The organism is Micromonospora sp. WMMA2032 (assembly GCF_002688545.1).
In the GTDB taxonomy this organism is placed as follows: Bacteria; Actinomycetota; Actinomycetes; order Mycobacteriales; family Micromonosporaceae; genus Micromonospora; species Micromonospora sediminicola.
Map to the genome: position 1 here is coordinate 834385 of NZ_CP024052.1, position 25904 is coordinate 860288.

Annotated in this window: 26 protein-coding genes, 1 pseudogene and 1 riboswitch; of the genes and pseudogenes, 14 read left to right on the forward strand and 13 right to left on the reverse strand. The window is 73.2% G+C overall.

Features of this window, described 5'->3' with window-relative positions; genetic code table 11:
* The first annotated feature begins 175 nt into the window (after positions 1 to 175).
* From CO540_RS03885 to CO540_RS03920, 8 genes are all read left to right on the forward strand, one after another.
* Positions 176 to 628: an FHA domain-containing protein gene (locus CO540_RS03885; protein ID WP_007071101.1), complete on the forward strand. Its 453-nt coding sequence runs from the start codon at positions 176 to 178 to the stop codon at positions 626 to 628.
* A 50-nt stretch (positions 629 to 678) separates the two neighbouring features.
* Positions 679 to 1380, forward strand: coding sequence for a MerR family transcriptional regulator (locus tag CO540_RS03890; RefSeq protein WP_172967978.1), 702 nt, complete (start codon positions 679 to 681; stop codon positions 1378 to 1380).
* A gap of 214 nt (positions 1381 to 1594) precedes the next feature.
* The gene (locus CO540_RS03895) at positions 1595 to 2059 is read left to right on the forward strand and encodes a bifunctional nuclease family protein (RefSeq protein ID WP_091577612.1); all 465 of its coding nucleotides are present in this window, start codon (positions 1595 to 1597) and stop codon (positions 2057 to 2059) included.
* Between the two features lie 210 nt (positions 2060 to 2269).
* A complete protein-coding gene (locus tag CO540_RS03900) occupies positions 2270 to 2839 on the forward strand; it encodes a MerR family transcriptional regulator (protein WP_099160934.1) in 570 nt (189 codons plus the stop codon).
* A gap of 431 nt (positions 2840 to 3270) precedes the next feature.
* Positions 3271 to 3660: a group 1 truncated hemoglobin gene (locus tag CO540_RS03905; protein WP_099160935.1), complete on the forward strand. Its 390-nt coding sequence runs from the start codon at positions 3271 to 3273 to the stop codon at positions 3658 to 3660.
* Between the two features lie 2 nt (positions 3661 to 3662).
* A complete protein-coding gene (locus CO540_RS03910) occupies positions 3663 to 4823 on the forward strand; it encodes a globin domain-containing protein (protein WP_099160936.1) in 1161 nt (386 codons plus the stop codon).
* Entirely contained in the window at positions 4820 to 5497 is a 678-nt protein-coding gene (locus CO540_RS03915) for a DivIVA domain-containing protein (RefSeq protein ID WP_099160937.1), read from the forward strand. Before CO540_RS03910 ends, CO540_RS03915 begins: the two co-directional genes overlap by 4 nt.
* 188 nt (positions 5498 to 5685) lie before the next feature.
* The gene (locus CO540_RS03920; RefSeq protein ID WP_253866434.1) at positions 5686 to 6375 is read left to right on the forward strand and encodes a MerR family transcriptional regulator; all 690 of its coding nucleotides are present in this window, start codon (positions 5686 to 5688) and stop codon (positions 6373 to 6375) included.
* Here the strand turns inward: CO540_RS03920 and CO540_RS03925 are convergent.
* Entirely contained in the window at positions 6372 to 7028 is a 657-nt protein-coding gene (locus CO540_RS03925) for an NAD(P)H-binding protein (RefSeq protein ID WP_099160938.1), read from the reverse strand. The genes CO540_RS03920 and CO540_RS03925 overlap by 4 nt on opposite strands.
* A gap of 145 nt (positions 7029 to 7173) precedes the next feature.
* On the opposite strand from CO540_RS03925, the gene CO540_RS03930 reads away from it, so the two are divergent.
* Together CO540_RS03930 and gcvP are read left to right on the forward strand one after the other, a co-directional pair.
* Positions 7174 to 8019, forward strand: a complete 846-nt coding sequence (locus CO540_RS03930; protein ID WP_099160939.1) for an NAD-dependent protein deacetylase — start codon at positions 7174 to 7176, stop codon at positions 8017 to 8019.
* Between the two features lie 56 nt (positions 8020 to 8075).
* A riboswitch (glycine riboswitch) is annotated at positions 8076 to 8166 on the forward strand.
* A 73-nt stretch (positions 8167 to 8239) separates the two neighbouring features.
* Positions 8240 to 11053 carry an aminomethyl-transferring glycine dehydrogenase gene (gene gcvP / locus CO540_RS03935; protein ID WP_099160940.1) on the forward strand — a complete coding sequence of 938 codons (2814 nt, stop codon included), beginning with the start codon at positions 8240 to 8242 and terminating at the stop codon, positions 11051 to 11053.
* 94 nt (positions 11054 to 11147) lie between these two features.
* On the opposite strand, the gene CO540_RS03940 is transcribed toward gcvP, so the two are convergent.
* Positions 11148 to 11348, reverse strand: coding sequence for a DUF5999 family protein (locus tag CO540_RS03940; protein WP_013286363.1), 201 nt, complete (start codon positions 11346 to 11348; stop codon positions 11148 to 11150).
* Between the two features lie 123 nt (positions 11349 to 11471).
* Here CO540_RS03940 and CO540_RS03945 point away from each other — a divergent pair, with 123 nt between their 5' ends.
* Positions 11472 to 12662 (forward strand): chorismate-binding protein, encoded by a 1191-nt coding sequence (locus tag CO540_RS03945; RefSeq protein ID WP_099160941.1) that lies wholly within the window; start codon positions 11472 to 11474, stop codon positions 12660 to 12662.
* 26 nt (positions 12663 to 12688) lie between these two features.
* On the opposite strand, the gene pip is transcribed toward CO540_RS03945, so the two are convergent.
* The gene (gene pip, locus CO540_RS03950; protein WP_099160942.1) at positions 12689 to 13636 is read right to left on the reverse strand and encodes a prolyl aminopeptidase; all 948 of its coding nucleotides are present in this window, start codon (positions 13634 to 13636) and stop codon (positions 12689 to 12691) included.
* A gap of 108 nt (positions 13637 to 13744) precedes the next feature.
* On the opposite strand from pip, the gene def reads away from it, so the two are divergent.
* Positions 13745 to 14254 (forward strand): peptide deformylase, encoded by a 510-nt coding sequence (gene def / locus CO540_RS03955; protein ID WP_099160943.1) that lies wholly within the window; start codon positions 13745 to 13747, stop codon positions 14252 to 14254.
* Here the strand turns inward: def and CO540_RS03960 are convergent.
* Both CO540_RS03960 and CO540_RS03965 read right to left on the reverse strand, forming a co-directional pair.
* Positions 14234 to 15040, reverse strand: a complete 807-nt coding sequence (locus tag CO540_RS03960) for a GNAT family N-acetyltransferase (RefSeq protein WP_253866436.1) — start codon at positions 15038 to 15040, stop codon at positions 14234 to 14236. The two genes, def and CO540_RS03960, sit on opposite strands and share 21 nt — an antisense overlap.
* Positions 15040 to 15816, reverse strand: a complete 777-nt coding sequence (locus CO540_RS03965) for a TSUP family transporter (protein ID WP_172967783.1) — start codon at positions 15814 to 15816, stop codon at positions 15040 to 15042. Before CO540_RS03965 ends, CO540_RS03960 begins: the two co-directional genes overlap by 1 nt.
* Before the next feature lie 174 nt (positions 15817 to 15990).
* Here CO540_RS03965 and CO540_RS03970 point away from each other — a divergent pair, with 174 nt between their 5' ends.
* Positions 15991 to 16770, forward strand: coding sequence for an endonuclease/exonuclease/phosphatase family protein (locus CO540_RS03970; protein WP_091577620.1), 780 nt, complete (start codon positions 15991 to 15993; stop codon positions 16768 to 16770).
* A gap of 1 nt (position 16771) precedes the next feature.
* On the opposite strand, the gene CO540_RS03975 is transcribed toward CO540_RS03970, so the two are convergent.
* The 3 genes from CO540_RS03975 to CO540_RS03985 all read right to left on the reverse strand — a co-directional run bounded on the left by CO540_RS03975 (position 16772) and on the right by CO540_RS03985 (position 19972).
* Positions 16772 to 17632, reverse strand: coding sequence for a bifunctional 5,10-methylenetetrahydrofolate dehydrogenase/5,10-methenyltetrahydrofolate cyclohydrolase (locus CO540_RS03975; RefSeq protein ID WP_099160945.1), 861 nt, complete (start codon positions 17630 to 17632; stop codon positions 16772 to 16774).
* 92 nt (positions 17633 to 17724) lie between these two features.
* Entirely contained in the window at positions 17725 to 18750 is a 1026-nt protein-coding gene (locus CO540_RS31165) for a hypothetical protein (RefSeq protein WP_099160946.1), read from the reverse strand.
* 223 nt (positions 18751 to 18973) lie between these two features.
* Entirely contained in the window at positions 18974 to 19972 is a 999-nt protein-coding gene (locus CO540_RS03985; RefSeq protein ID WP_099160947.1) for a tyrosine-type recombinase/integrase, read from the reverse strand.
* Positions 19973 to 20069: 97 nt separating this feature from the next.
* On the opposite strand from CO540_RS03985, the pseudogene CO540_RS30750 reads away from it, so the two are divergent.
* A pseudogene (locus tag CO540_RS30750) lies at positions 20070 to 20935 on the forward strand (aminoglycoside phosphotransferase family protein).
* Between the two features lie 114 nt (positions 20936 to 21049).
* Here the strand turns inward: CO540_RS30750 and CO540_RS03995 are convergent.
* Genes CO540_RS03995 through CO540_RS04015 form a run of 5 tightly spaced genes read right to left on the reverse strand, consistent with a single transcriptional unit; the run spans position 21050 to position 25862 of the window.
* A complete protein-coding gene (locus CO540_RS03995) occupies positions 21050 to 23410 on the reverse strand; it encodes an excinuclease ABC subunit UvrA (protein WP_099160948.1) in 2361 nt (786 codons plus the stop codon).
* Between the two features lie 27 nt (positions 23411 to 23437).
* Positions 23438 to 23950: a pyridoxamine 5'-phosphate oxidase family protein gene (locus CO540_RS04000; RefSeq protein WP_371682285.1), complete on the reverse strand. Its 513-nt coding sequence runs from the start codon at positions 23948 to 23950 to the stop codon at positions 23438 to 23440.
* Positions 23896 to 24309 (reverse strand): VOC family protein, encoded by a 414-nt coding sequence (locus CO540_RS04005; protein ID WP_091577623.1) that lies wholly within the window; start codon positions 24307 to 24309, stop codon positions 23896 to 23898. The genes CO540_RS04000 and CO540_RS04005 overlap by 55 nt, the downstream gene beginning before the upstream one ends.
* 5 nt (positions 24310 to 24314) lie before the next feature.
* On the reverse strand, positions 24315 to 24782 hold the full coding sequence (locus CO540_RS04010) for a helix-turn-helix transcriptional regulator (RefSeq protein WP_099160950.1): 468 nt from the start codon (positions 24780 to 24782) through the stop codon (positions 24315 to 24317).
* Positions 24783 to 24827: 45 nt separating this feature from the next.
* Positions 24828 to 25862, reverse strand: a complete 1035-nt coding sequence (locus CO540_RS04015) for a hypothetical protein (protein ID WP_099160951.1) — start codon at positions 25860 to 25862, stop codon at positions 24828 to 24830.
* Positions 25863 to 25904: the final 42 nt, after the last annotated feature.

Below are 25904 nucleotides of genomic sequence, written 5' to 3' on the forward strand. Positions count from 1 at the left end.
GTTGCCCTGCATTTCGGCGCTGGCTAGGCTCGCCCAGTCGACCGAGAACCAATAGTTTGAGCGTTGCGGAGTGCGCCTTCCCGGGCACGGGGAGCCAGCCGCCGGGTGTGGGTTTGCCCGGCGGCCAGACCCGCCATTCCCCGACGCCGACCGAACAGATCCGTGAGGTGGTCCCATGACGCGCCCAGACGACGAGTTCCCCCCGCTCGACGTCACTTCGACGCTCAATCTCGGTTCGCTCGACGAAGTGCTGGAGGGCCCGGACACCGATGTGGTGCCGAGCCGCATGTCCGGCTCGTTGCCGCCGGGTATGGCGTTGCTGGTGGTTCGCCGGGGCCCGAACGCGGGTGCCCGGTTCCTGTTGGACCACGACGTGACGACGAGTGGGCGGCACCCGGACAGTGACATCTTCCTCGACGACGTGACGGTGTCGCGGCGGCACGCGGAGTTCCACCGCGACGGTGGGACGTTCACGGTGCGGGACGTGGGGAGCCTGAACGGCACCTACGTGAACCGGGAGCGGGTCGAGGCCGCGACGTTGAGCAACGGTGACGAGGTGCAGATCGGCAAGTTCCGGGTGGTGTTCATCGCCGGTCCGCGCCCGGAGGAGGAGGCCGGCCGGGGGTGAACGAGCCTGCGGCTTCGACGCCGTCCGGGGCGGCGCGGGCGCCGGCGCTGATGAGTATCGGCGAGGTGCTGGCGCAGTTGCGGGCGGAGTTTCCGGACGTCACGATCTCGAAGTTGCGGTTCCTGGAGGCCGAGGGCCTGGTGGAGCCGCAGCGCACGCCGGCGGGTTATCGGAAGTACGGCTGGGACGACGTGGCTCGGCTGCGGTTCGTGTTGACGGCGCAGCGGGATCAGTATCTGCCGTTGCGGGTGATCCGGGAGCAGTTGGCGGAGTGGGACGTCTCGGATGCGCCGGTGGGGCGGTCGCGGCCGAATCTGGTGGCGGTCGGTCCGGGTGGTGAGGTTCCGGGTCGGGAGTCGGTGCAGCCGGTCGGGTCGTCGGAGGTGCGGCTGGGTCGGGCGGAGCTGATCTCCCGCAGTGGGATCGACGAGTCGACGTTGGTCGAGTTGGAGCGGCTCGGTGTGCTGGTGTCGGATCCGCCGGGGTGGTACGACGCGGACGCGTTGATCATCGCGAGTGCGGTGGCGGGGTTGGCGGCGTACGGGTTGGAGCCGCGGCACCTGCGGGCGTACCGGTCGGCGGCGGATCGGGAGGTCGGTCTGTTCGCGCAGTTGGTGGCGCCGTTGGTGCGGCAGAGTGATCCGGCGGCTCGGGCCCGGGCGGCGGAGACGGCGCGGGAGTTGACGGCGTTGTCGCAGCAGTTGCACGCGGCGTTGGTGCGGGTGGGGCTGCGGTCGACGTTGGGCCGGTGAGGTCGGTGGTGGGGGGCCGGGTGCCGTGGGGTGCCCGGCCCTTCGTCGTGGGTGGGCGCGGAAAGATCTGGTGCGGGAAGCGTGTCGTAGGCTTGCCGGGGTAAGCCCGTCCGTCGAGGCGTGGTGCACGTAGCGCGTGGGACTCCCGTGTCCTGGTCCGTGTACCGTGCAGGGAAGGGCGCGGTGCGAAGGTGACGACGACACGGAGGCGGCGGTGCGCGAGCTGAGCGTGGTCGGAGTTCGGGTGGAGTTGCCCAGCAACCAGCCGATCGTCCTGCTGCGGGAGGTCGAGGGGGACCGTTATCTGCCGATCTGGATCGGTGCGGTCGAGGCGACGGCCATCGCCTACGAGCAGCAGGGGGTCAAGCCGGCGCGGCCGTTGACGCACGATCTGCTGCGGGACGTGTTGGCGGCGTTGCAGGCGCCGTTGCGGGCGGTGGAGATCACCGAGTTGAAGGAGAACGTCTTCTACGCGGATCTGCTGCTCGGTGACGGGGTGCGGGTGTCGGCGCGGCCGAGTGACTCCATCGCGTTGGCGTTGCGGGTGGGGGCTCCGATTCGTTGTGCGGAGCAGGTCCTCAGCGAGGCGGGGATCGTGATCCCCGACGAGCAGGAGGACGAGGTGGAGAAGTTCCGCGAGTTCCTGGACCAGGTGCGGCCGGAGGATTTCGCGGGTTGAGTGTGCCGGCCGGGTGGCCGGGGTGCGCGGCGGTGGTGGTCACGGTGGGTGGCGACTGGCCGCCGTGTGTGCTGTCGTGGGCCGGTGGCGCGGCGTGTCGGGTGTCTCCTGCCGGTGTGGGGGCGGGGCCGGCGTTAGGGTTGCCGTGTCGAGGGGTGCGCGTACGGGGAGTCGACGTGGCACCGCACGGGCGCGGGGAGGTTGGTCCGGATGCACGAGCCGCGGGATCCTGGTCCGAGTGCGGAACAGCAGGCCGGTGACGGCGAGGTGGGTTACCGGGGTGTGACCGCGTGTTCGGCGGTGGGCATCAGTTACCGGCAGTTGGACTACTGGGCCCGCACGGCGCTGGTGGTGCCGAGTGTGCGGGACGCGTCGGGTTCGGGGACGTCCCGGTTGTATTCGTTCCGCGACCTGGTGGTGTTGAAGGTCGTGAAGCGGCTGCTGGACGCCGGGGTGTCGTTGCAGAACATCCGTAAGGCGATCGAGGCGTTGCGGTCGCGTGGCGTGGACGATCTGGCGGGCATCACGTTGATCTCCGACGGGACGACGGTGTACGAGTGCCGGTCGCCGGAGGAGGTGGTCGACCTGTTGCAGGGCGGCCAGGGTGTGTTCGGGATCGCGATCGGTGGCGCGTTCAAGGAGATCCAGGGTTCGTTGTCGCACCTGCCGGCGGAGCCGGTGGGCGTCCCGGAGCAGGACGACGCCGCGGTGGTGGAGCCGGAGGCGGATTCGGTGGGGGACGAGTTGGCGGCGCGGCGGGCGCGGCGTCGCGCCGGGTGATCCGTCGGCGTCTCGTGCACGGGATCGCGTCGTGGCCTTGCGGCCCGGCGCGATTTCTCGTTCGGTGACGGGGTGTGTGGGCGGCGGCGAGGTGGGGGTCGTCGTTGCCGGCGGGGCCGGGCCGTCGCGGATGTGTGCAGGTCGCGGCCGGTCCGGGGGCAATGTCCGAAAGGGACCGTGGGCGTGCCGTGTTGACCTTGCGTGTCGGCCTGCTCGCGGTGTGTTCACCGTCTTGGGTGGACGTGTTGACTGTCCGTAGTTGACAGTTGTCGGGAACCCGATAGGCCAGGCGTGAAGTGTCGCGGCGGGCGCGCTATGGTCCCTCACGGTCGTCGGCGTGTCGACGTCATCGCGGAACGCTGTGTGACGCCGCGCCGGCTGGCGATGCCCCTGCCGCGGCGCTGCCGCGGACCCCTTCGGAAGGACCGAGCATGACGGTGACGAACGAGACCACCCCGATCTCCCACTACGAGCGCATCGGCGGCGCGGCGGCGGTGAAGGCCGCGGTGGAGCTGTTCTACGACAAGGTGCTCGCCGACCCGGATCTCGCCGGCTACTTCACCGACGTGAACATGGCCGACCAGCGGCGGCACCTGGCGCTGATGCTGGCGGTCGTGCTGGGCGGCCCGAACGAGTACACGGGTCGGGGGTTGGCCGAGGCGCACCAGCCGTTGCGCATCCCGGGGGAGCACTACGCGAAGGTCGGGCAGCACCTGACCGCCACGTTGGTGGAGTTGGGTGTGCCGGCGGATGTGATCGCCGACGTGCAGGTGGTGCTCGGTCAGGTGCGGGAGCAGGTCGTGTCGGCGGGGAACGCCTGAGCGTGGACGCGGCACGGCTCAAGCAGAGCTGGGCCCTGGTCGCCGCGCACGGCGACCAGGTGCCGCTCTACTTCTATTCGACGCTGTTCCTGGCGCATCCGGAGACCCGGCAGATGTTCGGCACGAACATGGCCGGGCAGCGCGACCGTCTGGTGTCGGCGTTGGGGCACATCGTGTCCCACGTGGACCAGGTGGACCGGCTGGTCGGGTTCCTGCAGCAGCTCGGCGCGGACCACCGCAAGTACGCGGTGCGCGCCGAGCACTACCCGGCGGTCGGTGCGGCGCTGCTGGAGACGTTGCGGCACTTCTGCGCGGAGGCGTGGACCGACGAGCTGGCCGCGGACTGGGCGGCCGCGTACGGGCTGGTGGCGCAGGTGATGACGGAGGCCGCGCAGGCGGCGGAGGCGCACTCCCCGCCGTGGTGGGTGGCCGAGGTGCTGACCCACGAGCGGCGCACGTTCGACGTGGCGGTGCTGACGGTGCGACCGCAGTACCTGCTGCCGTTCACCCCGGGGCAGTCGATCGGGGTGTCCCATCCGGCGGTGCGGTCGTGGCGGTACTACTCGCCGGCGAACGCGCCGCGCCCGGACGGGACGGTGGAGTTGCACGTGCGGGCCGCGCCGGGTGGCGCGGTGTCGTCGCGGCTGGTGTACGGGTGCGCGACCGGTGACCAGGTCCACCTGGCGTCGCCGGTGGGGGACCGGTTGACGTTGTGGCCGGCCGGGTCGTCGGATCTGTTGCTGCTGGCCGGTGGCACCGGCTGGGCGCCGGTGAAGGCGTTGGTGGAGCAGGTCGCGGCGGAGGGTTCGGGGCGGCGGGTGGACCTGTACGTGGGGGCCCGCTCGCGGACCGAGTTCTACGACAGCGAGGCGATCGACAAGTTGGCGGCGACGCATCCGTGGCTGCGGGTGTCGTACGTGGCCGGGTCGGATCCGGCGCGGCCGGGGGAGCCGGTGCGGCTCGCCGACCGGGTGCTGGCCGACGGGGACTGGCGGTCGCGGCACGTGTACGTGTGTGGCTCCGACGAGATGGTGAGCCATTCGGTGGCGGCGTTGACCGGTGCCGGCTACCAGCCGGGTCAGGTGCACCACGAGGGTTTCGGCAAGCACTGGTACGGGCCGGCGTGGCGGACCGTGACGACCCCTGACGGAGGTATCCAATGAGTGCGACTCCGATCAGCCGGTACGACGCGCAGCAGGTGTCCGGGCCGGTGCAGGTGCGGCTGACCCCCGACCGGGTGCGGCGGTGGGAGTTCGGGTCGGCGGCGTTCACCCGCCGCGGCTACGAGCAGGCCGACGTGGACCGGTTCCGGATGCAGGTGGCCGACGAGTTGGATCTGCTGGCCGCGCAGGTGGCGAACCTGCGGGCGGAGAACGAGCGGCTCAACGACCATCTGGAGCTGCACCGGCACGGGGTGATCCCGAGCGCCGACAAGCCGGCGATGCCGGCGGCGAAGGAGGTCAACCTGCTGTCGGCGGCGCAGCGGGAGGCCGAGCAGATCATCGCGCAGGCCCACGACTACGCCCGCCGGGTCGCCGAGTACGCCCGGACGCAGTACGAGAGTTACATGCGGGCGGCGGCGGAGGAGGCGAAGCAGGAGGCCGAGCGGGTGGTGGCGGAGTACCGCAGCAGCGCCGGCGGGAGCTTCGACGACTCGGTGGCCGCGCGGGAGGCGTTGCGGATCTTCGGCGAGATGATGATGTCGCACATGCAGGCGGCGGCCCGGCACCTGGACGAGGGCAGCGAGCAGTTGGCGCGCACGATGGAGCGGATCGCCCGTGAGGCGCCGGTGGGCGGCGTCGCGGCGCAGCCGGCGTTGCCGCGTCACCAGCGGTAGGCCCTCAGCCGCCGGCCCGGCCCACCCCGACCGTCCGGCCCGGCCCACCCCGACCGTCCGGCCCGGCCCACCCCGACGGTGGGCCGGGTCGGGCGGTCGCCCGTATCGTCGGGGTCGACGGTGGAATCTTCGACGATCCGGGCGGGGTGGTGGGGCGGCACCCGCGGGCACGGGACCGGCTGCGGCCGGTGGACCTGGCGCGCGCGTACGGCGTGTCCACGCAGGCGGTGCGTAACTACGAGGCGGCCGGGGTGCTGCCGCGGGCGGCGCGCACGGGGCACGGCTACCGCACCTACACCGCGCGGCACGCGGCGGCGTTGCGGGCGTTCCTGGCCCTGGTCGCCGGGCACGGCCATGGGGCGGCGACGGCGATCATGCGGGCGGTGCACCGGGGTGCGGTGGACGAGGCGCTGCGGCTGGTCGATACCGGTCACGCCCGGTTGCTGGACGACCGTCGGACCCTCGACGCGGTGGCGGCGGCGCTGGCGGACCTGCCGGCCGGGACCGGCGAGGACGTGGCGTCGGGGCGCGGCGCGGTGTTCGTCGGTGCGCTGGCCCGCCGGCTGGGGGTCCGGCCGGCCACGCTGCGGCAGTGGGAACGCGCGGGTCTGCTGTGCCCGGGCCGGGACCCGTGCACCGGTTACCGGGTGTACCGGCCGGCCGACGTGCGGGACGCGTTGCTGGTGGGTCAGCTGCGGCGCGGCGGTTACCCGCTGGCCCGGATCGTCCCGCTGCTCGTCGAGGTCCGCGCCGCCGGGGGTGTGGCGGACCTCGACGCGGTGCTGGTCGACTGGCGGGCCCGGCTGGGAGCGCGCGGGCGGGCCCTGCTCACCGGCGCCGCCGCTCTCGCCGCCTACCTCGACGCGGACGGGAGCTAGCCGGCGAGGGCGCCGACCGCCTCGGCGATGGGGGTGTCCCCGCCGACGAGTTCGACGGTGCGGCCGGCGGTGCCCGGGGCGTACAGCAGGGCCAGCAGCACCCGGGCCACGTCGGCGCGGCTGACCGCGCCGGCGTCGACGTGGCGGGCCAGGGTGATCCGGCCGGCCGGTTCGTCGTCGGTGAGCCGGCCGGGGCGCAGCACGGTCACGTCCAGGTCCCGGGCGGTGACCTCGTCCTCGGCGGCCTTCTTGGCCCGCAGGTACGCCGCCCACACCGCGTCGGTGCCGGCGGCGGGCGGGTCGTCCACGCCCATCGAGGAGACCAGCAGGTAGCGGCGGACGCCGGCGCGGACGGCGGCGTCGGCGAGCAGCACGGCGGCGCCCCGGTCGACGGTGTCCTTACGGTCGGCGCCGCTGCCCGGCCCGGCCCCGGCGGCGAACACCACCGCGTCGGCGCCGGCGAGGTGGGCGGCGAGGGCGTCGACGTCGGTGTGTTCCAGGTCGCACACCAGCGGCTGCGCGCCGGCGGCGCGCAGCGCGGCCTCGTGCTCGGGGTTGCGGATCAACCCGACGGCGGTGTCCCCGCGTCCGGCGAGTTCCCGCTCCAGCAGCTTGGCGATCTTTCCGTGGCCTCCGGCGATGACGACGCGCATGCCCTCAACCTAGCCCGCCACACCGTGCCCCGCCGGGTGACCGGCCCCGCCGATCATGAGGTTGGCGGCGCCACCCTCATGATCGGCCGAGTGATGCGGGCAGCGGGGGTGGGAGGTGTGGGGGTGGGCGAGGGAGCATGGACGGGTGAGTGACGAGTTCGAGGCGTTGACGCGGCTGGTGGCCGCCGGGGGTGTGGTGGTGCTCAGCGGCGCCGGCCTGTCCACCGAGTCGGGCATTCCCGACTACCGGGGGCCCAGCGGCGCGGCCCGCCGGCACACCCCGATGACCTACCAGGCGTTCACCCGCGACCCGGTGGCCCGGCGACGCTACTGGGCGCGCAGCCACCTGGGGTGGCACACCATCGCCCGGGCCGCGCCCAACGACGGGCACCGGGCGGTGGCCCGCCTGCAGCGCGCCGGGCTCCTCGACGGGATCATCACCCAGAACGTCGACGGGCTGCACACCGCCGCGGGCGCCACCGGGGTGATCGAGCTGCACGGCCGCCTCGACGAGGTGACCTGTCTGGACTGCGGCAACGCCACCGGCCGCGACGAGCTGCACCGGCGCCTGTCCGAGGCGAACCCGGGCTTCGACGCGGTCGCGGCGCACGTCAATCCCGACGGCGACGTGGACCTGCCCGACGAGGCGGTGACCGGGTTCCGCGCCGTCGACTGCGGGGTGTGCGGCACCGGCATGCTGAAACCGGACGTGGTGTTCTTCGGCGAGACGGTGCCGGCGCCCCGGGTGGCCGACTGCTTCGCGCTGGTCGAGCGGGCCCGGGCGCTGCTGGTGCTGGGGTCGTCCCTGACGGTGATGTCGGGGCGGCGGTTCGTGTTGCGCGCGGCGAAGCACGGCATCCCGGTGGGCATCGTCAACCAGGGCGCCACCCGCGGCGACGGGTACGCCATGCTGCGCCTGGACGCCCCGCTGGGCGCCACCCTCACCGCGCTGACCGCCGCGCTCGCCGAACCGGTGCCGGCGGCGCGGTGATCACCCCCGGGACATGAGCCGGAAACACGCCCGCTGGTAGCGTGGGAGGTGCCGGTACCACCCACGTGGGAGAGACCGTCTCGCCGACGGCGCCGAAGGGGCAGATTCTCCCCGGAACCTCTCAGGCAAAAGGACCACGTGGGCAGGCGCTGTGGAGCGCGTCAGCGCGACTCAGGGGGAGGCCGACCCGTCGACCTCGCCCCCACAAGGAGCGCCGCCCATGACCGCAGAGCAGTTCGCCGACCGGCACATCGGCCCCGGCCCGGACGACGAGCGCCGGATGCTGGAGGCCGTCGGCTACAGCTCCGTCGACGAGCTGATGGACGCCGCGATCCCCGAGGTGATCCGCTGGCACGGCACCCTCGACCTGCCCGCGCCCGCCTCGGAGCGGGAGGCCCTGGCGGAGCTGCGCGCCCTCGCGGCCCGCAACACCGTCGCCGTGTCGATGATCGGCCTGGGCTACCACGGCACCCACACCCCGGCGGTGATCCGCCGCAACGTGCTGGAGAACCCGGCCTGGTACACCGCGTACACCCCGTACCAGCCGGAGATCAGCCAGGGCCGGCTGGAGGCGCTGCTGAACTTCCAGACCATGGTCACCGACCTGACCGGCCTGGCCACCGCGAACGCCTCGATGCTCGACGAGGGCACCGCCGCGGCCGAGGCGATGACCCTCGCCCGCCGCGCGTCCAAGAGCAGGAGCCCGGTGTACGTGGTGGACGCCGACGCGCTGCCGCAGACCGTCGCGGTGATCACCAGCCGCGCCGAGCCGCTCGGCATCGAGGTGCGCGTGCTCGACGTGGAGCGCGACGACCTGCCGGCGGAGTTCTTCGGCCTGCACCTGCAGTACCCGGGCGCGTCCGGCGCGGTCCGCGACCACCGGGCGCTGGTCGAGACGGCGCACGGCGTGGGCGCGCTGGTCACCGTCGCGGCGGACCTGCTGGCGCTGACGCTGCTGCGCCCGCCGGGGGAGATCGGCGCCGACATCGCCGCCGGCACCACCCAGCGTTTCGGCGTACCCATGGGTTTCGGTGGCCCGCACGCCGGCTACCTGGCCGTGCGCGCCGGCCTGGAGCGGATGCTGCCCGGCCGGCTGGTCGGGGTGTCCCGCGACGCCGACGGCAACCCGGCGTACCGGCTGGCGTTGCAGACCCGCGAGCAGCACATCCGCCGGGAGAAGGCGACCAGCAACATCTGCACCGCGCAGGTGCTCCTCGCCGTGATGGCCGGCATGTACGCGGTCTACCACGGCCCGGACGGGCTGCGCGCGATCGCCCGGCGCACCCACGAGGCGGCGGCCCGGCTCGCCGCCGGGCTGCGCGCCGGCGGTGTGGACGTGGCCGACGTGCCGTTCTTCGACACGGTCACCGCGACCGTGCCGGGCCGCGCCGCGCAGGTGGTGGCCGCCGCCGCCGAGCGCAACGTGAACCTGCGGCTGGTCGACGCCGACCGGGTCGGTGTCTCCTGCGACGAGACCACGACCGCCGCGCACCTCGCCGCGGTGTGGGCGGCGTTCGGCGTCGACGGGTTCGACGGGGACGTCGACGCGGGCCTGCCGGGCGGGCTGGCCCGCACGTCGGACTTCCTCACCCACCCGGTGTTCCGCACCCACCACTCGGAGACGGCGATGCTGCGCTACCTGCGCCGGCTGGCCGACTTCGACTACGCGCTGGACCGGGGCATGATCCCGCTGGGCTCGTGCACGATGAAGCTCAACGCCACCACCGAGATGGAGCCGATCAGCTGGCCGGAGTTCGCGCACGTGCACCCGTTCGCGCCGGACGCGCAGACCGTCGGCTACCGGGAGATGATCGCCCAGCTGGAGGGCTGGCTGGCGGAGGTCACCGGCTACGACGCGGTCAGCGTGCAGCCCAACGCCGGCTCGCAGGGTGAGCTGGCCGGGCTGCTGGCCATCCGCGCCTACCACCGTGAGCGCGGCCAGGGGCACCGCGACGTGTGCCTGATCCCGTCGTCGGCGCACGGCACCAACGCCGCGTCGGCGGTGATGGCCGGCATGCGGGTGGTCGTGGTCGGCTGCGACGCCGACGGCAACGTCGACCTGGTCGACCTCGACGCGAAGATCGACAAGCACCGGGACGCGCTCGCCGCGATCATGGTGACGTACCCGTCGACGCACGGGGTGTACGAGACCGGCATCGCGCAGTTGTGCGCGAAGGTCCACGACGCCGGCGGTCAGGTGTACGTCGACGGGGCGAACCTCAACGCGCTGGTCGGGTTCGCCAAGCCGGGCAAGTTCGGGGCGGACGTGTCGCACCTGAACCTGCACAAGACGTTCTGCATCCCGCACGGCGGCGGCGGCCCCGGCGTCGGGCCGGTGGCGGTGCGGGCGCACCTGGCGCCGTTCCTGCCGGGCGACCCGGCCGACGGGCGGCCGGCGATCTCGGCGGCCCGGTACGGGTCGGCGGGGATCCTGCCGATCCCGTGGGCGTACCTGCGGATGATGGGCGCGGACGGGCTGGCCCGGGCCACCGGCGTGGCGGTGCTCGCCGCGAACTACGTGGCGGCGCGGCTGCGCGCGCACTTCCCGGTGCTCTACGCCGGCAACAAGGGCCTGGTGGCCCACGAGTGCATCCTGGACCTGCGGCCGCTGACCAAGGCGACCGGGGTGAGCGTCGACGACGTGGCCAAGCGGCTGATCGACTACGGCTTCCACGCGCCGACGATGTCGTTCCCGGTGGCGGGGACGCTGATGGTGGAGCCGACCGAGAGCGAGGACCTGGCCGAGCTGGACCGGTTCTGCGAGGCGATGATCGCCATCCGCGCGGAGATCGACAAGGTCGGCTCGGGGCAGTGGCCGGCGGGGGACAACCCGCTGTCGAACGCGCCGCACACGGCGGCGATGGTCTCCGCCGACGAGTGGCCGCACCCGTACCCGCGGTCGGTGGGCGCCTACCCGGGCGACACGGACCGGATGGGGAAGTACTGGCCGCCGGTGCGGCGCATCGACGGCGCGTACGGCGACCGGAACCTGGTCTGCTCGTGTCCGGCGCCGGAGGCGTTCGAGGAGGACTGAGCGCATCGCGCCGGGGCGGTGGGGACACGGCCGCCCCGGCCGGCGCGCCGACGATCTCCGTCGGCGCGTACGCTCACTGACGCTGCGTGATCGCTCAGGCGACGAGGGCGTGGCGGGCCGGTCCCCGGTGCGGGGCGATGGTCCGCCCGTCGGGGAGCAGCTCACCGGTGTCCTCGAAGACGATGACGCCGTTGCAGAGCAGGCTCCAGCCCTGCTCAGGGAAGCAGGCGAGGACGCGGGCGGCTTCTCGGTCGGTCGCGTCGGCGGAGGGGCAGGTGGGCTGGTGCTGACACATCGGGTTCTCCGGACTGTGGGGGCACTGTGTCATGGTTCACATGACCAGTGACGCACAGTACCAAGGAAAACTGAGCGGCATCGAGCAAGGATGCGTCTTGTTCACCCAGAATCGGCTGAACGGATGAGCCGGAACCGGCCAGACGTTGTGGAAGCGCTCCCACAGGTGCCGGTCGATGCCCCCGGCGCGCCCTCCGCGTGCCGTGGCCGGCTGGTCGAGACCGCCCGGCTGCAGTGGCGCGTCGGCGACGGCGGCGACCCCGCTGAGCTGGCGCAACGCTTCCTCGCCGCGCACGGCGTACCGACCGACGACCTTGCCCGACCCGCCCGGCACACGCCGGACGGGGTGTGCGGCGCGGCGCTGTTCCTCTCCGCCGCCGCCGGCGCGAACACGCTCGGCGCCCCGCCCGGCGCGCCGAGCCCCGCCCCCGCGCTGCCGGACCTGGCCGTGGTCGTCTACCACCACACCGACCGGCCACCCACCCGCCGCCCGACGCCCGACCGATGGTGGCTGGGGGACTGGCAGGACAGCTGGAGCGCCGCCGAGCACGCCGCCGCCGTCGACGCCGTCCGCGCCGCCATCGGACGCGGCGACGTCTACCAGGTCAACCTCGTCGGCCACGCCGCCGCCCCGTACGCCGGGGACCCCCGCCCGGCGCTGGCCCGCCTCGCCGCGCTGCCCGGCGCCCGCTACGGCGGCACCCTCACCGGCGCGGGCTGGGCGGTCGGCTGCGCCTCCCCGGAGACACTCGTCGCGCTGGAACACGGCCGCCTGGTCACCCGACCGATCAAGGGCACCCGCCCGGCCACCCCCGCCGGCCGCCGCGAACTGCTCGCCTCGGCCAAGGAACGCGCCGAACACGTGATGATCGTCGACCTGGAACGCAACGACCTCGCCCGGGTGGCCCGCACCGGCTCCGTACGCGTCGACGAACTGTTCGCCGTACGCCGCTGGTGCGACCTGTGGCAGGCCGAGTCGACCGTGTCCGCGGCGCCCGCCGACGGCCTCGGCCTGGCCGACCTGCTGCACGCGGTCAGCCCCGGCGGGTCGGTCACCGGCGCACCCAAACACGCCGCCCTGACACACCTGGCCGCGCTGGAACCGGTCGGACGCGGCGCCGGCATGGGCGCGCTCGGCTGGATCGGCCCCGGCCGGCTCGACCTGGGACTGACCATCCGCACCGCCGCCGCCGACGCCCACCGGCTGCACCTGTGGGCCGGCGGCGGCATCACCTGGGGCAGCGACCCCGCCGCCGAGGTCGCCGAGGCCGCCGCCAAGGCCGCCCCGGTGCGCGCCCTGCTCGCCGCCGGCTGACCCCTGCGGCCGCAGCCGGTGACGGCTCAGGCGGCGGCGAACGCGTCCAGGGCGGCGACCACCCGCTCACCCACACCGTGCCCGCTGCCGTGCCCACCGGCCTCCACGATCTCCAGCCGCGCGTCCGGCCAGTCCCGCGCCAGACGCCACGCGACGTCCGGCGGACCACTGACGTCCAACCGGCCCTGCACCATCACCCCCGGAATCCCGGCCAGGCGGCCCGCGTCGCGGAACAGCTGCCCGTCGGGCAGGAACCCCCGGTTGGCGAAGTAGTGGGTGACCAGCCGGGTGAACCCGAACCGGAACACCGGGTCGGCGAACCGGGGATCCGGCGCGAACCCGCCGGCCAGGGAGACGTGCACGTCCTCCCAATCGCACCAGTCGCGGGCCGCCCGCTCCCGCACCGCCGGGTCGGGGTCGTTCACCAACCGGGCGTACGCGGCCGCCAGGTCACCGTCACGGTCGACCTCCGGCACCCCGTCGCGGAACCGCGCCCACTGCTGCGGGAAAATCCGACCCATGTCCCGGGTCACCCACTCGACCTCCCGCGCGGTCGTGGCCACCACGCTGAACAACACCAGCGCGCTCACCCGATCCGGGTGCCGCTGGGCGTACGCCAACGACAACGTCGACCCCCACGAGGCGCCGCACAACAACCACCGGTCCACCCCCAGATGCGCGCGCAGCGCCTCCATGTCGGCCACCAGATGCCCGGTGGTGTTCACCGACAGGTCGGTGGCCGGATCGGACACCGGCGGGGTGCTGCGCCCGCAGCCGCGCTGGTCGAACAGCACGATCCGGTAGGCGGCCGGGTCGAACAACCGCCGCCACGACGCGCCCGCACCCGACCCGGGGCCACCGTGCACCACCAGCGCCGCACGGCCGTCGGGATTGCCGCTGGTCTCCCAGTGGATCCGCTGCCCGTCACCGACGTCCAGCATCCCCCGCGCGTACGGCTCGACCGGTGGATACATGCCACACCCCTCCCACGACGGATCCGACAGCGCGCCCACCCTACGACCCGCCCGCCGCGCCGACGGGTGGGCACCCCGAGCCGGTAAGCAACGGATAGCCTTCCGGGCATGACTATGCGCCCGATCCGGATCATCGGCGACCCCGTGCTGCGCACCCCCAGCGAGCCGATCACCAGCTTCGACGCCGAGCTGCGCACCCTCGTGCAGGACCTGATGGACACCCTGCTCGGCGCACCCGGGCGCGCCGGCGTCGCCGCCCCGCAGATCGGCGTCAACGCCCAGGTGTTCGTCTACCAGGCCGACGGCCACCGCGGCCACATGGTCAACCCCACCCTAAAGTTGTCCGAGGAACTCCAGGACGACGACGAGGGCTGCCTGTCCATCCCCGGGCTCTACTTCCCGACCCCCCGGGCGCTGCACGCCACCGCCCACGGCGTCGACCAGCACGGCGAACCGCTCACCGTCACCGGCACCGGCTTCCTCGCCCGCGCCCTGCAACACGAGACCGACCACCTGCGCGGCCGCCTCTACGTCGACACGCTGCGCGGCGACACCCGCCGCCGCGCGCTGCGCGAGATCCGCGCCGGCCGGTTCGACTCACCCAGCCGCGCCCGCTGACCCAGCCGCCGGTCCGGTCAGCCGGGTCAACGCGCACTCGGTGAACCCGGCGACCGCGGTGAACCCCAACCGCTCGTACAACCGCACCGCCGCGGCGTTGTCCGCCCGCACGTTGAGCGTCACGTGATCCACCGACGCCAGCAGCCGCGCGCACAACGCCGCCACCACACCCGCCCCCAGACCACGCCCCCGCACGTCCGGATGCGTCGTCACATTCCCCAACGCCGCCACCCGCCACCGCGGCGACCACACGTGCACCCCGGCCACCGCCACCAACCGGCCCCGCTCCCGCACCCCCACGTACTGGCCGGTGTCCAGCATCCGCGGATCGAACCAGTTCCCCGGATACGCCACCGCGTACAACTCCCGCAACTCCGCCAGATCAACCCGACCCAACGGCTCACCCACCGCCGGCACCGCCGCCGCACGCGGAGGATCCGTCCACGCCATCCGCAGGTGCGCCGCCGCGTCCGACACCGCGTACCACCGCGACACCGTCGCCTCCAGGCCGGGGGACAGGTGCGCCCACAACCGCGCCGGCAGCACCGGCGCCGCCTCCACCAGCAACCCCGACAACGCCGCCACCCGCTCCGGCGCCGCGAACGCCAACAACGTCGGCAACTCCACCCCGTGGTACAGCAACACCACCTCGTCACCACGACGGAACCACGACGTGTACGGCCAGAAGAAATCGTCCAGATCACCCAACTGGTACGCGTGCAACACCGGATCCCGACCCAGCAACCCGGCCAACACCGCCCGGTCGTGCTCCGCCCGCACCGCCATCACCGCACCGCCGTCCACTGGTCGTAACCCAGCCGCGCCACCAACGCCAGCACCACCACCAGCAGCACCACCCGCACGAACCCGGCGCCACGCCGCAACGCCATCCGCGCGCCCACCATCGCCCCCGCCACGTTGCACACCGCCATCGCCGCACCCAACAACCACCACACGTGCCCGGTCACCCCGAACACCACCAGCGCCCCCAGGTTCGTCCCCGCGTTGACCACCTTCGCCATCGCCGACCCGTGCAGGAAATCCGCACCCACCAGCGCGGTGAACGCCAACACCAGGAACGTGCCCGTACCCGGACCGATCAACCCGTCGTACAACGCGATGCCCACCCCGGCCACCGCCACCGCCGCCACCACCCGCCCACGGGTCCGCCGCGCCGGCGACGCCACCACCCCCAACCGCGGCCGGGTCAGCACGAACACCGCCACCGACACCAACACCACCAGCACCACCGGCCGGTACGCCTTCGCCGGCACCAACCCCGCCAACGCCGCACCCAACCCCGCCGTCACCACCGCCAGCCCCGCCGCCGGACCCGCCACCGCCCAGTCCAGCTTCGTCCGCCGCGCGTACGTCACCGCCGCCGTCGACGTCCCGAAGATCGCCGCCAGCTTGTTCGTCCCCAACGCCGTGGCCACCGGCAGCCCCGGCGCCGCCACCAACAACGCCGGCAACAACAACAGCCCACCGCCGCCCACCACCGCGTCCACCCACCCGGCCAGCGCGGCAGCGCCCAACAACGTCGTCAGCGACACGGCATCCACGGCCGCATTCTTCCCACCCCGCCACCGGCGACGAGACCCCCTGTGGCCAGCCTCACCGGCCCCGACGCCGCCGCAACCACATCCCCACCGACGCCACCGCCACGAACACCAGCATCGAACAGCACAGCAGCTTCAGCACCCGGCAAGCCTGCCACGGCGACGTAGGGTGTGCAGGTGCGCCTGGCCACCTTCAACCTGCTGCACGGCCGTTCCCTCACCGACGGGCTCGTCGACCCGGACCGGCTCACCGCCGCCGTCACCGCCCTCGACGCCGACGTCCTCGCCCTGCAGGAGGTCGACCGCGACCAGAGCCGCAGCGGCAAACTCGACCTCACCGCCCTCGCCGCCCGCGCCCTGCACGCCGAACACCACCGCTTCGCCGCCGCCGTCGTCGGCACCCCCGGCGAACAGTTCCGCCCCCTCACCCACGACGACGACGGCCACGGCGAACCCCTCTACGGCATCGGCCTGATCAGCCGCCACCCCGTCCGCTCCTGGCAGGTCACCCGACTGCGCGCCGCACCCGTACGCTCACCCATCTACGTACCCGGCCCCGGCGGCGGACTCGTCCTGCTCCGCGACGAACCCCGCGTCGTGCTCGCCGCAGTCCTCGACACCCCCCACGGCCCGCTCACCGTCGCCGCCACCCACCTGTCCTTCGTCCCCGGCTGGAACGTGTGGCAACTGCGCCGCGTCGTGCGCGCCCTGCGCGCCCTGCCCGCACCCCGGATCCTGCTCGGCGACCTCAACCTGCCCGCCGGACCCGCCGCCGCCCTGTCCCGCTGGCGACCCCTGGCCCGCCGCCCCACCTACCCGGCCGGGCAACCCCGCGTCCAACTCGACCACATCCTCGCCGACCGGCAGCACCTCGACCGGCTCCCACCGGTCACCGCCGTCGACACCCCCCTGGCCACCATCTCCGACCACCGGCCTCTCGTCGTCGACCTCGGCTGACCTAGCCGGTCTGCCGCGCCGCCGCCCGCACCGCGTTGCGGAACAACATCGCCACCGTCGTCGGACCCACCCCACCGACGCGCGGCGTGATCGCCCCCGCCACCTCGGCACACGACTCGTCCACGTCCGGCAGCAACCGCCGCCCCTCGTAGCGCACCCCACCACCGACCACCACCGCACCCGGACGCACATGCTCCGGCCGCACGATCCCTGGCACCCCCGCCGCCGCCACCAGGATCTCCGCCCGCCGCGTGTACCGCGGCCAGTCCGCCACCCCCGTGTGCACCACCGTCACCGCCGCGTTCGCCGTCGGCCGCTTCTGCGCCAACAACATCGCCAACGGCCGACCCAACGTCGCACCCCGACCCAGCACCACCACCTCCCGGCCCGCCACCGGCACCCCGTGAAACGCCAACAACGCCTCGATCCCCGCCGGCGTACACGGCAACGGACCCGGCAACCCCAACGCCAACCGGCCCATGTTCACCGGATGCATCCCGTCCACGTCCTTGTCCGGGTCCAGCTCCGCCAACGCCCGGTCGTAGTCCAGGTGCCCCGGGATCGGATGCTGCACCAACACCCCGTGCACACCCTTGTCCGCGTTGAAGTCCGCCAGCACCGCGTGCAGATCCGCCTGCGACGCCGACGCCGGCAGATGCACGTGCGGCGACACGAAACCCAACTCCGCCGCCTGCCGAGACTTGATCCGGATGTAACCCGCGCTCGCGTCGTCGTCACCCACCAGCACCGTCGCCAACGCCGGCGTCACCCCCGCCGCACGCAGCTCCGCCACCGACGCGGCGACCTCCGCCAACACCCGCTCCGCCACCGGCCCACCCGGCAACAACCGCGCAGAAGACATACGACACCCCGCCCGCGGAGGCCCAGGCGGTCGACCCCCGCGACGAGCTCCCCGATGGTCAACCCATCCCCGTGCCGCCAGTCGCGTCCCCCTCACCCTGCCACAGCACGCGCCGCGACCGCATCCACCACCGCCTGCCACCCCGGCAACGCCGCCAGCAGCGCATCCGCCCGCCGCCGCCGATCCGCCGCCGACGCCACCCCGAGATCCGCCAACACCGCCGCGAACGCCGGCCGCAACGCCCGCTCCCGCCGCGGCGCCACCGACCCCAACACCGCATGACACCGCGCGTACGTCACCAGCACCCAGAACATGGCCTCCCGGTGCCGCCCCGCCGCCACCAGCTCCGCCGCCCCGTCGAACACCACCGGCCGCCCCGCCGCACCCAGATCCGCGCCGAACACGAACCCCGCCCGCGGCAGGCGCGCCACCTCGTCGAACACCACCGCCAACCCGGCCAGGTGCTCCCGCACCCGCCCCGCGCCCACCCCACCGCCGTCCAGCGTCGTCAACAACTCCGGATACCTCCCGGCGAAACCGAACCGCTCCAACACCTCCGCCGCCCGCACGTACCGCCGCCGCACCGTCGGATCCACCAACCCCGCCACCGCCGGCCACACCGCCACCAGCGACGTCGGGAACACCCACGCCAATACCTGCTCCGCCAGCGGCGCCTCCGCGTCCAGCACCCGCAACCCGACCTCGACCCGCCGCCGCACCCCGGCACACCGCCGCCGCACCCACACCGGATCCGCGAACCCTGCAGCCACCCGCCGCCCGATCACCGCCAACCGACCCGACGGGTCCGCGATCAACCCGTCACCGCGGAACATCGGCGCGAACACCCACGACCCCAACACGTCCTCCTGGCCACCCAACTCTGCCCAGGTGACCGTGCCGACATCCAGCAGCACCCCCCGGTGGGTGAGCTTGCCCAGCTTCGTCGCGGGGGAGTCACGCACCAGCACCACGTCCACGTCCGACCACGCCGGCAGCTCCGCGTCCTCCGGCATCCCCAGCGTCGACCCGCTGAACACCGCACCCCGCACCGACGGATCCACGCGCATCCGCTCCCGCACCCAGCGGACCGCCACCGCCCGCGCCGCACCCACCCGCACCGACCCGATCCTGCCAGCGTCCGATCCACCGGACCATCGACGTGACACCGCGTCGCGCGACCGCTCGGTGAAAGGGCACCCCACAACGCGATATACCGCTGAGTCATAAATATGACCCAGCGGTATATCGCCAAGAAGGGGACACTGCCCCGACGCCCGACGCCCGACGCCCGACGCCCGACGCCCGACGCCCGACGCCCGACGCCCGACGCCCGACGCCCGGTCAGCTCCGTGTCGTCAGCCCGGACAACGCCCGGTTGGTGCGGTTCGCCGCCACCGCCGCCCGCTGCTGACCCGCCGTCACCTCGATGTACGTCTGCGACGACGCCAACGAGGCGTGCCCCAGCAGCCGCATGATCTCCGCCGCGCTCGCCCCGTCCTCGGCCAACCGCGTGGCGAACGTGTGCCGCAACGCGTGCAACCGCGCCCCCCGCGGCACCCGGTCCCCGATGCCCGCCCGCCGGTAACACGACTCCACCAGATACTGCAGGCCGCCCCGGCGCAACGGCTCACCCTGCCGGTCCACCAGCAACGGCCCGTCCGGACGCACGCTGCGGGCGCCGAACCGGAACCGACGACTGTCCAGGTAGCCGACCAGCACCCGGTCCACCCCCGCCTCGATCGGCACCGTGCGGGGCCGCCCACCCTTGCCCGCCACGTCCACCCGACGCTCACCGGCGCGGCCCGCCACCGACGACACCCGCAACGCCAACAGCTCCGACAGACGCAACCCCGCGCACAGCGCCAGCGCCAGCACCGCAAGGTCCCGCTCCGGCCACGGATCGCGCTGCCGGCCCTCCGCGCGCGCCACCGCCGCCAGCAGCTCCTCCGGCGTGTCCTCGCCCCGCAGCGGCTTCGGCCGGGGGAGCGGCGTGCGGGGCCGCCCCACCGCCGGCATGGGGTTCCCGGGCACGACACCCTCGGCCACGAGGAACGTGAAGAAGCTGTTCCAGGTGGACCAGGCACGGTGGACGGACGCGGCGGCGCGGGGAGCGGCGAAACGCGCGAACGCCGCCCGCATCACGCGGGGGGACAGGGCGGTCACCGGGAGCCGGTTCAGGGGGAGGGGAGTGCCGCCGTCGTCGGCCGCCACCAGGGCCGTCACCGTGGTCAGGTCCCGGCGGTAGGCGGCCAGGGTGTGGGGGGAGGGCTTTCGGGTTGCCCGCGCGGTCAGGAACTCCTCGATCAACACCTCGACCATTTCGTCCACTTTGTCGTGCATAAGGGATATTATGCACGATTCTCGCGTTCCCGCCAGCAGGCGTTCCCGGGGGAGAGTGGACGGAAATGCCGTTGTGGACGCCCGGAGACTGGACCGCATGGTGGAGATCGACGCCGCGCTCGTCCGCACCCTCGTCGCCGCGCAGTTCCCGCAGTGGGCGCACCTGCCGGTCGCCGCCGTCGCGCGACAGGGGTGGGACAACCGGACCTTCCGTGTCGGCGGCGACCTGCTGGTCCGCCTGCCCAGCGCCGAGGGCTACGCGTCGGCAATCGCCAAGGAAGATCGCTGCCTGCCGATCCTGGCCGGCCGCCTGCCGCTGCCCGTACCCGAACCGGTAGCCACCGGCGCGCCGGCGCCGGCTACCCGTACCCGTGGTCGGTCCGCCGCTGGCTGCCCGGCGACACCCTGGCCGCCGCCGACGACGTCGACCGCACGGCCGTCGCGCGCGGGCTCGGCGCCCTGCTGGCCGCGTTGCGGCGGGTCCCGACGGCCGGCGGGCCGGCCGCGGGACGGCACTCCGCGTTCCGCGGGTGCCACCCGAGCGTGTACGGCGACGACGTCGAGCAGGCCCTGGAGCGCCTCGGTGACCGGGTGGACGGCGACGCCTGCCGCGAGGTGTGGGCGCGCGCGCTGACCTCGGCCTGGCCGGGCGCGCCGGTGTGGTTCCACGGTGACGTCTCGGCGGGCAACCTGTTGGTCGTGGACGGGCGGCTCGCTGCCGTGATCGATTTCGGCACGTGCGGGGTGGGTGATCCGGCGTGCGATCTGGTGCCGGCGTGGACGTGGTGCGTCGGCGCCGAACGCGCGGTGTTCCGCGACGCGGTCGCTCTGGACGCCGACAGTTGGCGTCGGGCCCGTGGGTGGGCGTTGTGGAAGGCGCTGATCTCGGTCGCGTACGGCGGCGAGGCTCCGGAGGAGCCGTTGCGGGTGGTGGCGGAGGTCCTCGCCGATCCGGTGGTGTGAACGGGCGCGGGGAGGCCCCCGATCCGCCTTACTTGACATAATGTAGATTATCGAATCGAGCGGTACGGGGCGGCGGTGTCGGTGCCGGACACCGCCGCCCCCGCGTACGCCGGGTCAGGACCCGACGTAGTCGGCGAGGTGTTCGCCGGTGAGCGTCGACCGGGCGGCCACCAACTCGGCCGGCGTGCCCTCGAAGACGATCCGGCCGCCGTCGTGGCCGGCGCCCGGGCCGAGGTCGATGATCCAGTCGGCGTGCGCCATGACGGCCTGGTGGTGCTCGATCACGATGACGGACTTCCCGGCGTCGACGAGCCGGTCGAGCAGGCCGAGCATCTGGGCGACGTCGGCCAGGTGCAGGCCGGTGGTCGGTTCGTCGAGGACGTAGACGCCGCCCTTGTCCCCCATCCGGGTGGCGAGCTTGAGCCGCTGCCGCTCCCCTCCGGACAGCGTGGTGAGGGGCTGACCGAGCGTGAGGTAGCCGAGGCCGACGTCGGCGAGCCGGTCGAGGATGATGTGGGCGGCCGGCGTGCGGGCCTCGCCTTCGCTGAAGACCGTCTCGGCCTCGTCGACGGACATGGCGAGGACCTCGCTGATGTCGCGGCCACCGAGGTGGTATTCGAGGACGGCCGGCTGGAAGCGCTTGCCCTCGCAGTCCTCGCAGGTGCTGGCGACGCCGGCCATCATGCCGAGGTCGGTGTAGATGACGCCGGCGCCGTTGCAGGTCGGGCAGGCGCCCTCGGAGTTGGCGCTGAACAGGGCGGGCTTGACGCCGTTGGCCCTGGCGAAGGCCTTGCGGATGGGGTCGAGCAGGCCGGTGTAGGTGGCCGGGTTGCTGCGGCGGGAGCCACGGATGGCGGTCTGGTCGACGCTGACGACGTCCTCGCGCTTGGCCAGGGAGCCGTGGATGAGGCTGCTCTTGCCGGAGCCGGCGACGCCGGTGACGACGACCAGGACGCCGAGGGGGACGTCGACGTCGACATCGCGCAGGTTGTGGGTGCGGGCACCGCGGATCGGCAGGGCGCCGGTGGGCGTACGCGGCTTGTCCTTGAGGGTGGCGCGGTCGTCGAGGTGGCGGCCGGTGGTGGTGTCGCTGGCGCGCAGGCCGGCGACCGTGCCCTCGTAGCAGATGGTGCCGCCGGCGGTGCCGGCGCCGGGACCGAGGTCGACGACGTGGTCGGCGATGGCGATGGTCTCGGGTTTGTGTTCGACGACCAGGACGGTGTTGCCCTTGTCGCGCAGTTGCAGCAGGAGGTTGTTCATGCGGGCGATGTCGTGCGGGTGCAGGCCGATGGTGGGTTCGTCGAAGACGTACGTGACGTCGGTGAGGGACGAGCCGAGGTGGCGGATCATCTTGGTGCGCTGCGCCTCGCCGCCGGAGAGGGTGCCGGCGGGCCGGTCGAGGCTGAGGTAGCCGAGGCCGATCTCGACGAACGAGTCGAGGGTGTCCCCCAGCGCCTTGAGCAGCGGGCCGACGGAGGGTTCGCGCAGGTCGCGTACCCAGCCGGCGAGGTCGCTGATCTGCATGGCGCAGGCGTCGGCGATGTTGATGCCCTTGATCTTCGAGGAGCGGGCTTCGGGGGCCAGCCGGGTGCCGTCGCAGTCGGGGCAGGTGGTGAACGTGACGGCGCGTTCGACGAAGGCGCGGATGTGGGGCTGCATGGCGTCGACGTCCTTGGCGAGCATCGACTTGCTGATGGCCGGGATGAGGCCGGTGTAGGTGACGTTGATGCCGTCGACCTTGATCTTGGTGGGCTCCTTGTGGAGCAGGTCGTCCAGTTCGCGCTTGGTGTAGTCGCGGATGGGCTTGTCGGGGTCGAACAGGCCGCTGGAGCGGAAGATGCGGCCGTACCAGCCGTCCATGCTGTAGCCGGGGATGGTGATGGCGCCTTCGTTGAGGGACAGCTTCTCGTCGTAGAGGACGGTGTGGTCGAAGTCGGTGACGGCGCCGCGGCCCTCGCAGCGGGGGCACATGCCGCCGAGCCGGTGGAAGGTGCCCTTCTTGGTCTGTGTCTTGCCGGGGCCGCGGTCGACGGTGATGGCGCCCGCGGCGCGGACGGACGGGACGTTGAACGAGTAGGCGTTGGGTGGGCCGATGTGGGGGTTGCCGAGGCGGCTGAACAGGATGCGTAGCATCGCGTTGACGTCGGTGGCGGTGCCGACGGTGGAGCGCGGGTCGGCGCCCATGCGTTCCTGGTCGACGATGATGGCGGTGGTGAGGCCTTCGAGGATGTCGACCTCGGGTCGGGACAGGGTGGGCATGAAGCCCTGGACGAAGGCGCTGTAGGTCTCGTTGATGAGTCGTTGGGACTCGGCGGCGATGGTGCCGAAGACCAGGGAGCTCTTGCCGGAGCCGGAGACGCCGGTGAAGACGGTGAGGCGGCGTTTGGGGAGGTCGACGTCGACGTTGCGCAGGTTGTTCTCGCGTGCGCCGTGGACGCGGATGACGTCGTGGCTGTCGGCGGTGGCCGTGGTCATGGTGTCTCCGTCCGGTCGTGCGGGGTGTCAGTCGAGCCAGGCGCCGTCGCGCATGAGCGTGCGGTCGGTCATCTCGTTCACCTCGCGCCAGGCCTGGATGCGGCGGGGTCGGATGCGGTACCAGTGGTAGGGCTCGGTCAGGGTACGGGGGTCGAAGCCGGTGCGGGTGGCGAAGCGGTCGCCGCGGTCGGTGGGTAGGGCGTGGATGTCGAGGGTTTCGACGTCGCCGTCGATCATGACGACGTCGCGGGTGTGGCCGAGGCCGACGCGGGCGCGGCCGGTGGCGAGGTTGCGGCCGGTGGGGCTGTGCGCGGCGGTGGCCAGCAGCAGGGTGTGGCCGTCCCAGTCGAAGGACAGGGGCACGAGGTGGGGGGTGCCGTCGGGGTCGGCGCTGGCGACCCAGCAGTCGATGTCGTGGTCGAGCCGGTGGGTGGTGTCCTGGCGGCGTCGGGCGCGGGTGCGGGGGCGTCGGTCATCGGGTGGGTTCAGCGCCGCTCGTTGATGCGGATGAGGTTGCCGGTGGGGTCGCGGAAGGCGCAGTCGCGGACGCCGTAGGGCTGTTCGGTGGGTTCCTGGACGACGTCGGCGCCGCTGGCCTGGAGGCGGTCGAACAGGCCGTCGAGGTCGTCGGTGGCGAGGGTGAGGGCGCCGTAGCTGCCCTTGGCGATGAGTTCGTGGATGGTGCGGCGTTCGTCGTCGGTGATGCCGGGGTCGACGGCCGGGGGGTGCAGGACGATGCCGGTCTCGGGCTGTTCGGGCGGGCCGACGGTGAGCCAGCGCATGGTGTCGCCCTGGCCGACGTCGTTGCGCAGGTCGAAGCCGAGGGTGTCGCGGTAGAAGGCGATGGCGGCGTCGGCGTCGGTGTGCGGCAGGAAGGCGTAGTGGATGGTGATCGTCATGGTGGTCACGCTAGTGGGGGCGTGCCGGTGCGGGCTTCTCGATTCCTGATCGGTCGGGTGGCTTGTTTGGTCAGGCACGGGGGTGGTTCGGCGGCGCCGGGTGTGTGGCGGGCGCGGTAGACGCTGGGTGGTTCGCCGACGAGTTCGGTGAAGCGGGTGCTGAAGGTGCCGAGGGACTGGCAGCCGACGGCGAAGCAGACATCGGTGACGGTGAGGTCGCCGCGGCGCAGCAGGGCCATGGCGCGTTCGATGCGGCGGGTCATGAGGTAGGCGTAGGGGGATTCGCCGTAGGTCTGGCGGAACTGGCGGCTGAGGTGGCCGGCGGACATGTGCACGCCGCGGGCGAGGGCTTCGACGTCGAGGGGGTGGGCGTATTCGCGGTCGATGCGGTCGCGGACGCGGCGCAGCCGGGTGAGGTCGCGTAGTCGTTGGGCGAACGCGGGGTCGTCGGTGGCCGGGTGGTGGGCGTGCACCTGTGCATCTTCCCTGCTCGGCGGCGGGGTCGTCCACCTGTTCGGTCAGGGCGGCGTGTCGGTCGACCCGGTGGCCCAGGCGGTCCAGGCGTCGCGCCAGGCCTGGTCTGCGGCGGCGCGTCGGTGGAGGTCGGCCGTGGGGTCCGGCACCAGTCGTTGGTGGTGTCGCCAGGCTCGGTGGGCTGGGCCGCTGGGTAGGTCGTCGGCGAGGCCGGTGACGTGCAGGAGGGTTTCGGTGATGGCGCGTTCGCGTAGCCGGGGTGAGGTGTCGAACCAGTCGGCGTGCCCGGCGAGCGTGGTGAGGTGGGCGATCGCGTCGGACACCGCACGGTTGGCCGCCGGTTCGCTCTGGTCGGTCAGTTCCTGCTGGCGGCGCACGGCGGCGCGCCAGAGGCCGGACCAGTGGGCCGGCAGTTCGGGGTGTGCTCCCCCGCCGGCGATCCAGGCCAGGGTTTGGCGGCGGTGGGTCAGGGCGGCGTCGATCAGCGCCCGGTGCGGTTCCCGGGCGAGGTCCTGCGGCACGGGCGGTGGGGGTGGCTGCGGGAGTGGGTCGGGTCGACGCCATGTGCGGTCGAGCAGGGGTGCCGGGTCGGCGACGAGGCGGAGCTGGATGGTGGCCGCGGGCCAGTCGCTGGTCACGACCGTGATCTCGGCGTCGATCTGGGCGTCGGCGCAGCGGGTCGCCGTCCACCGGTCGCCGGCTCGCACGGTGCGTCCGGTGACGGGTCGGCCGTCGAGGTGCATCGTGGCGTCGTCCTCGGTCCATTCGACGTCGGACAGGTGTGCGCCGGCCATGCGCATCGCGTGTTCCAGTCGGTGGCGGAGGGGGTCGTCCCGGTTGTCGGTGCGGCGCGCGGTGTCGACGGTTGCCCACGGGCCGGTCGTCGCGTCGCCGTGCGCGACCCGTACGTGGGTGATCGTGCCGTCGGTGGATTCGAGTCCGGCGAACCGCGCGGTGGTGGGCAGGCCGGGGCCGGTGAGCGCGACGACGGGCAGGCCGCTGTCGCGCAGTTCACGGCGCAGGTGCTCGGTCTGTCGTGCGAGGCGCTCGTCGACGTGGGCTCTCGGGTCGTGTTCCACCGCGACCTCCTCCTCCGCGCGGGGTTTCCGGCTGCGACGGTA

Bases quoted from the DNA above. Each gene is read 5' to 3' on its own strand.
- CO540_RS03885 (WP_007071101.1), top strand. From the start codon at position 176: ATGACGCGCCCAGACGACGAGTTCCCCCCGCTCGACGTCACTTCGACG.
- CO540_RS03890 (WP_172967978.1), top strand. From the start codon at position 679: ATGAGTATCGGCGAGGTGCTGGCGCAGTTGCGGGCGGAGTTTCCGGAC.
- CO540_RS03900 (WP_099160934.1), top strand. From the start codon at position 2,270: ATGCACGAGCCGCGGGATCCTGGTCCGAGTGCGGAACAGCAGGCCGGT.
- CO540_RS03905 (WP_099160935.1), top strand. From the start codon at position 3,271: ATGACGGTGACGAACGAGACCACCCCGATCTCCCACTACGAGCGCATC.
- CO540_RS03915 (WP_099160937.1), top strand. From the start codon at position 4,820: ATGAGTGCGACTCCGATCAGCCGGTACGACGCGCAGCAGGTGTCCGGG.
- CO540_RS03925 (WP_099160938.1), bottom strand. From the start codon at position 7,028: ATGCGCGTCGTCATCGCCGGAGGCCACGGAAAGATCGCCAAGCTGCTG.
- gcvP (WP_099160940.1), top strand. From the start codon at position 8,240: ATGACCGCAGAGCAGTTCGCCGACCGGCACATCGGCCCCGGCCCGGAC.
- CO540_RS03940 (WP_013286363.1), bottom strand. From the start codon at position 11,348: ATGTGTCAGCACCAGCCCACCTGCCCCTCCGCCGACGCGACCGACCGA.
- CO540_RS03945 (WP_099160941.1), top strand. From the start codon at position 11,472: ATGAGCCGGAACCGGCCAGACGTTGTGGAAGCGCTCCCACAGGTGCCG.
- pip (WP_099160942.1), bottom strand. From the start codon at position 13,636: ATGTATCCACCGGTCGAGCCGTACGCGCGGGGGATGCTGGACGTCGGT.
- def (WP_099160943.1), top strand. From the start codon at position 13,745: ATGACTATGCGCCCGATCCGGATCATCGGCGACCCCGTGCTGCGCACC.
- CO540_RS03960 (WP_253866436.1), bottom strand. From the start codon at position 15,040: ATGGCGGTGCGGGCGGAGCACGACCGGGCGGTGTTGGCCGGGTTGCTG.
- CO540_RS03975 (WP_099160945.1), bottom strand. From the start codon at position 17,632: ATGTCTTCTGCGCGGTTGTTGCCGGGTGGGCCGGTGGCGGAGCGGGTG.
- CO540_RS03985 (WP_099160947.1), bottom strand. From the start codon at position 19,972: ATGCACGACAAAGTGGACGAAATGGTCGAGGTGTTGATCGAGGAGTTC.
- CO540_RS03995 (WP_099160948.1), bottom strand. From the start codon at position 23,410: ATGACCACGGCCACCGCCGACAGCCACGACGTCATCCGCGTCCACGGC.
- CO540_RS04005 (WP_091577623.1), bottom strand. From the start codon at position 24,309: ATGACGATCACCATCCACTACGCCTTCCTGCCGCACACCGACGCCGAC.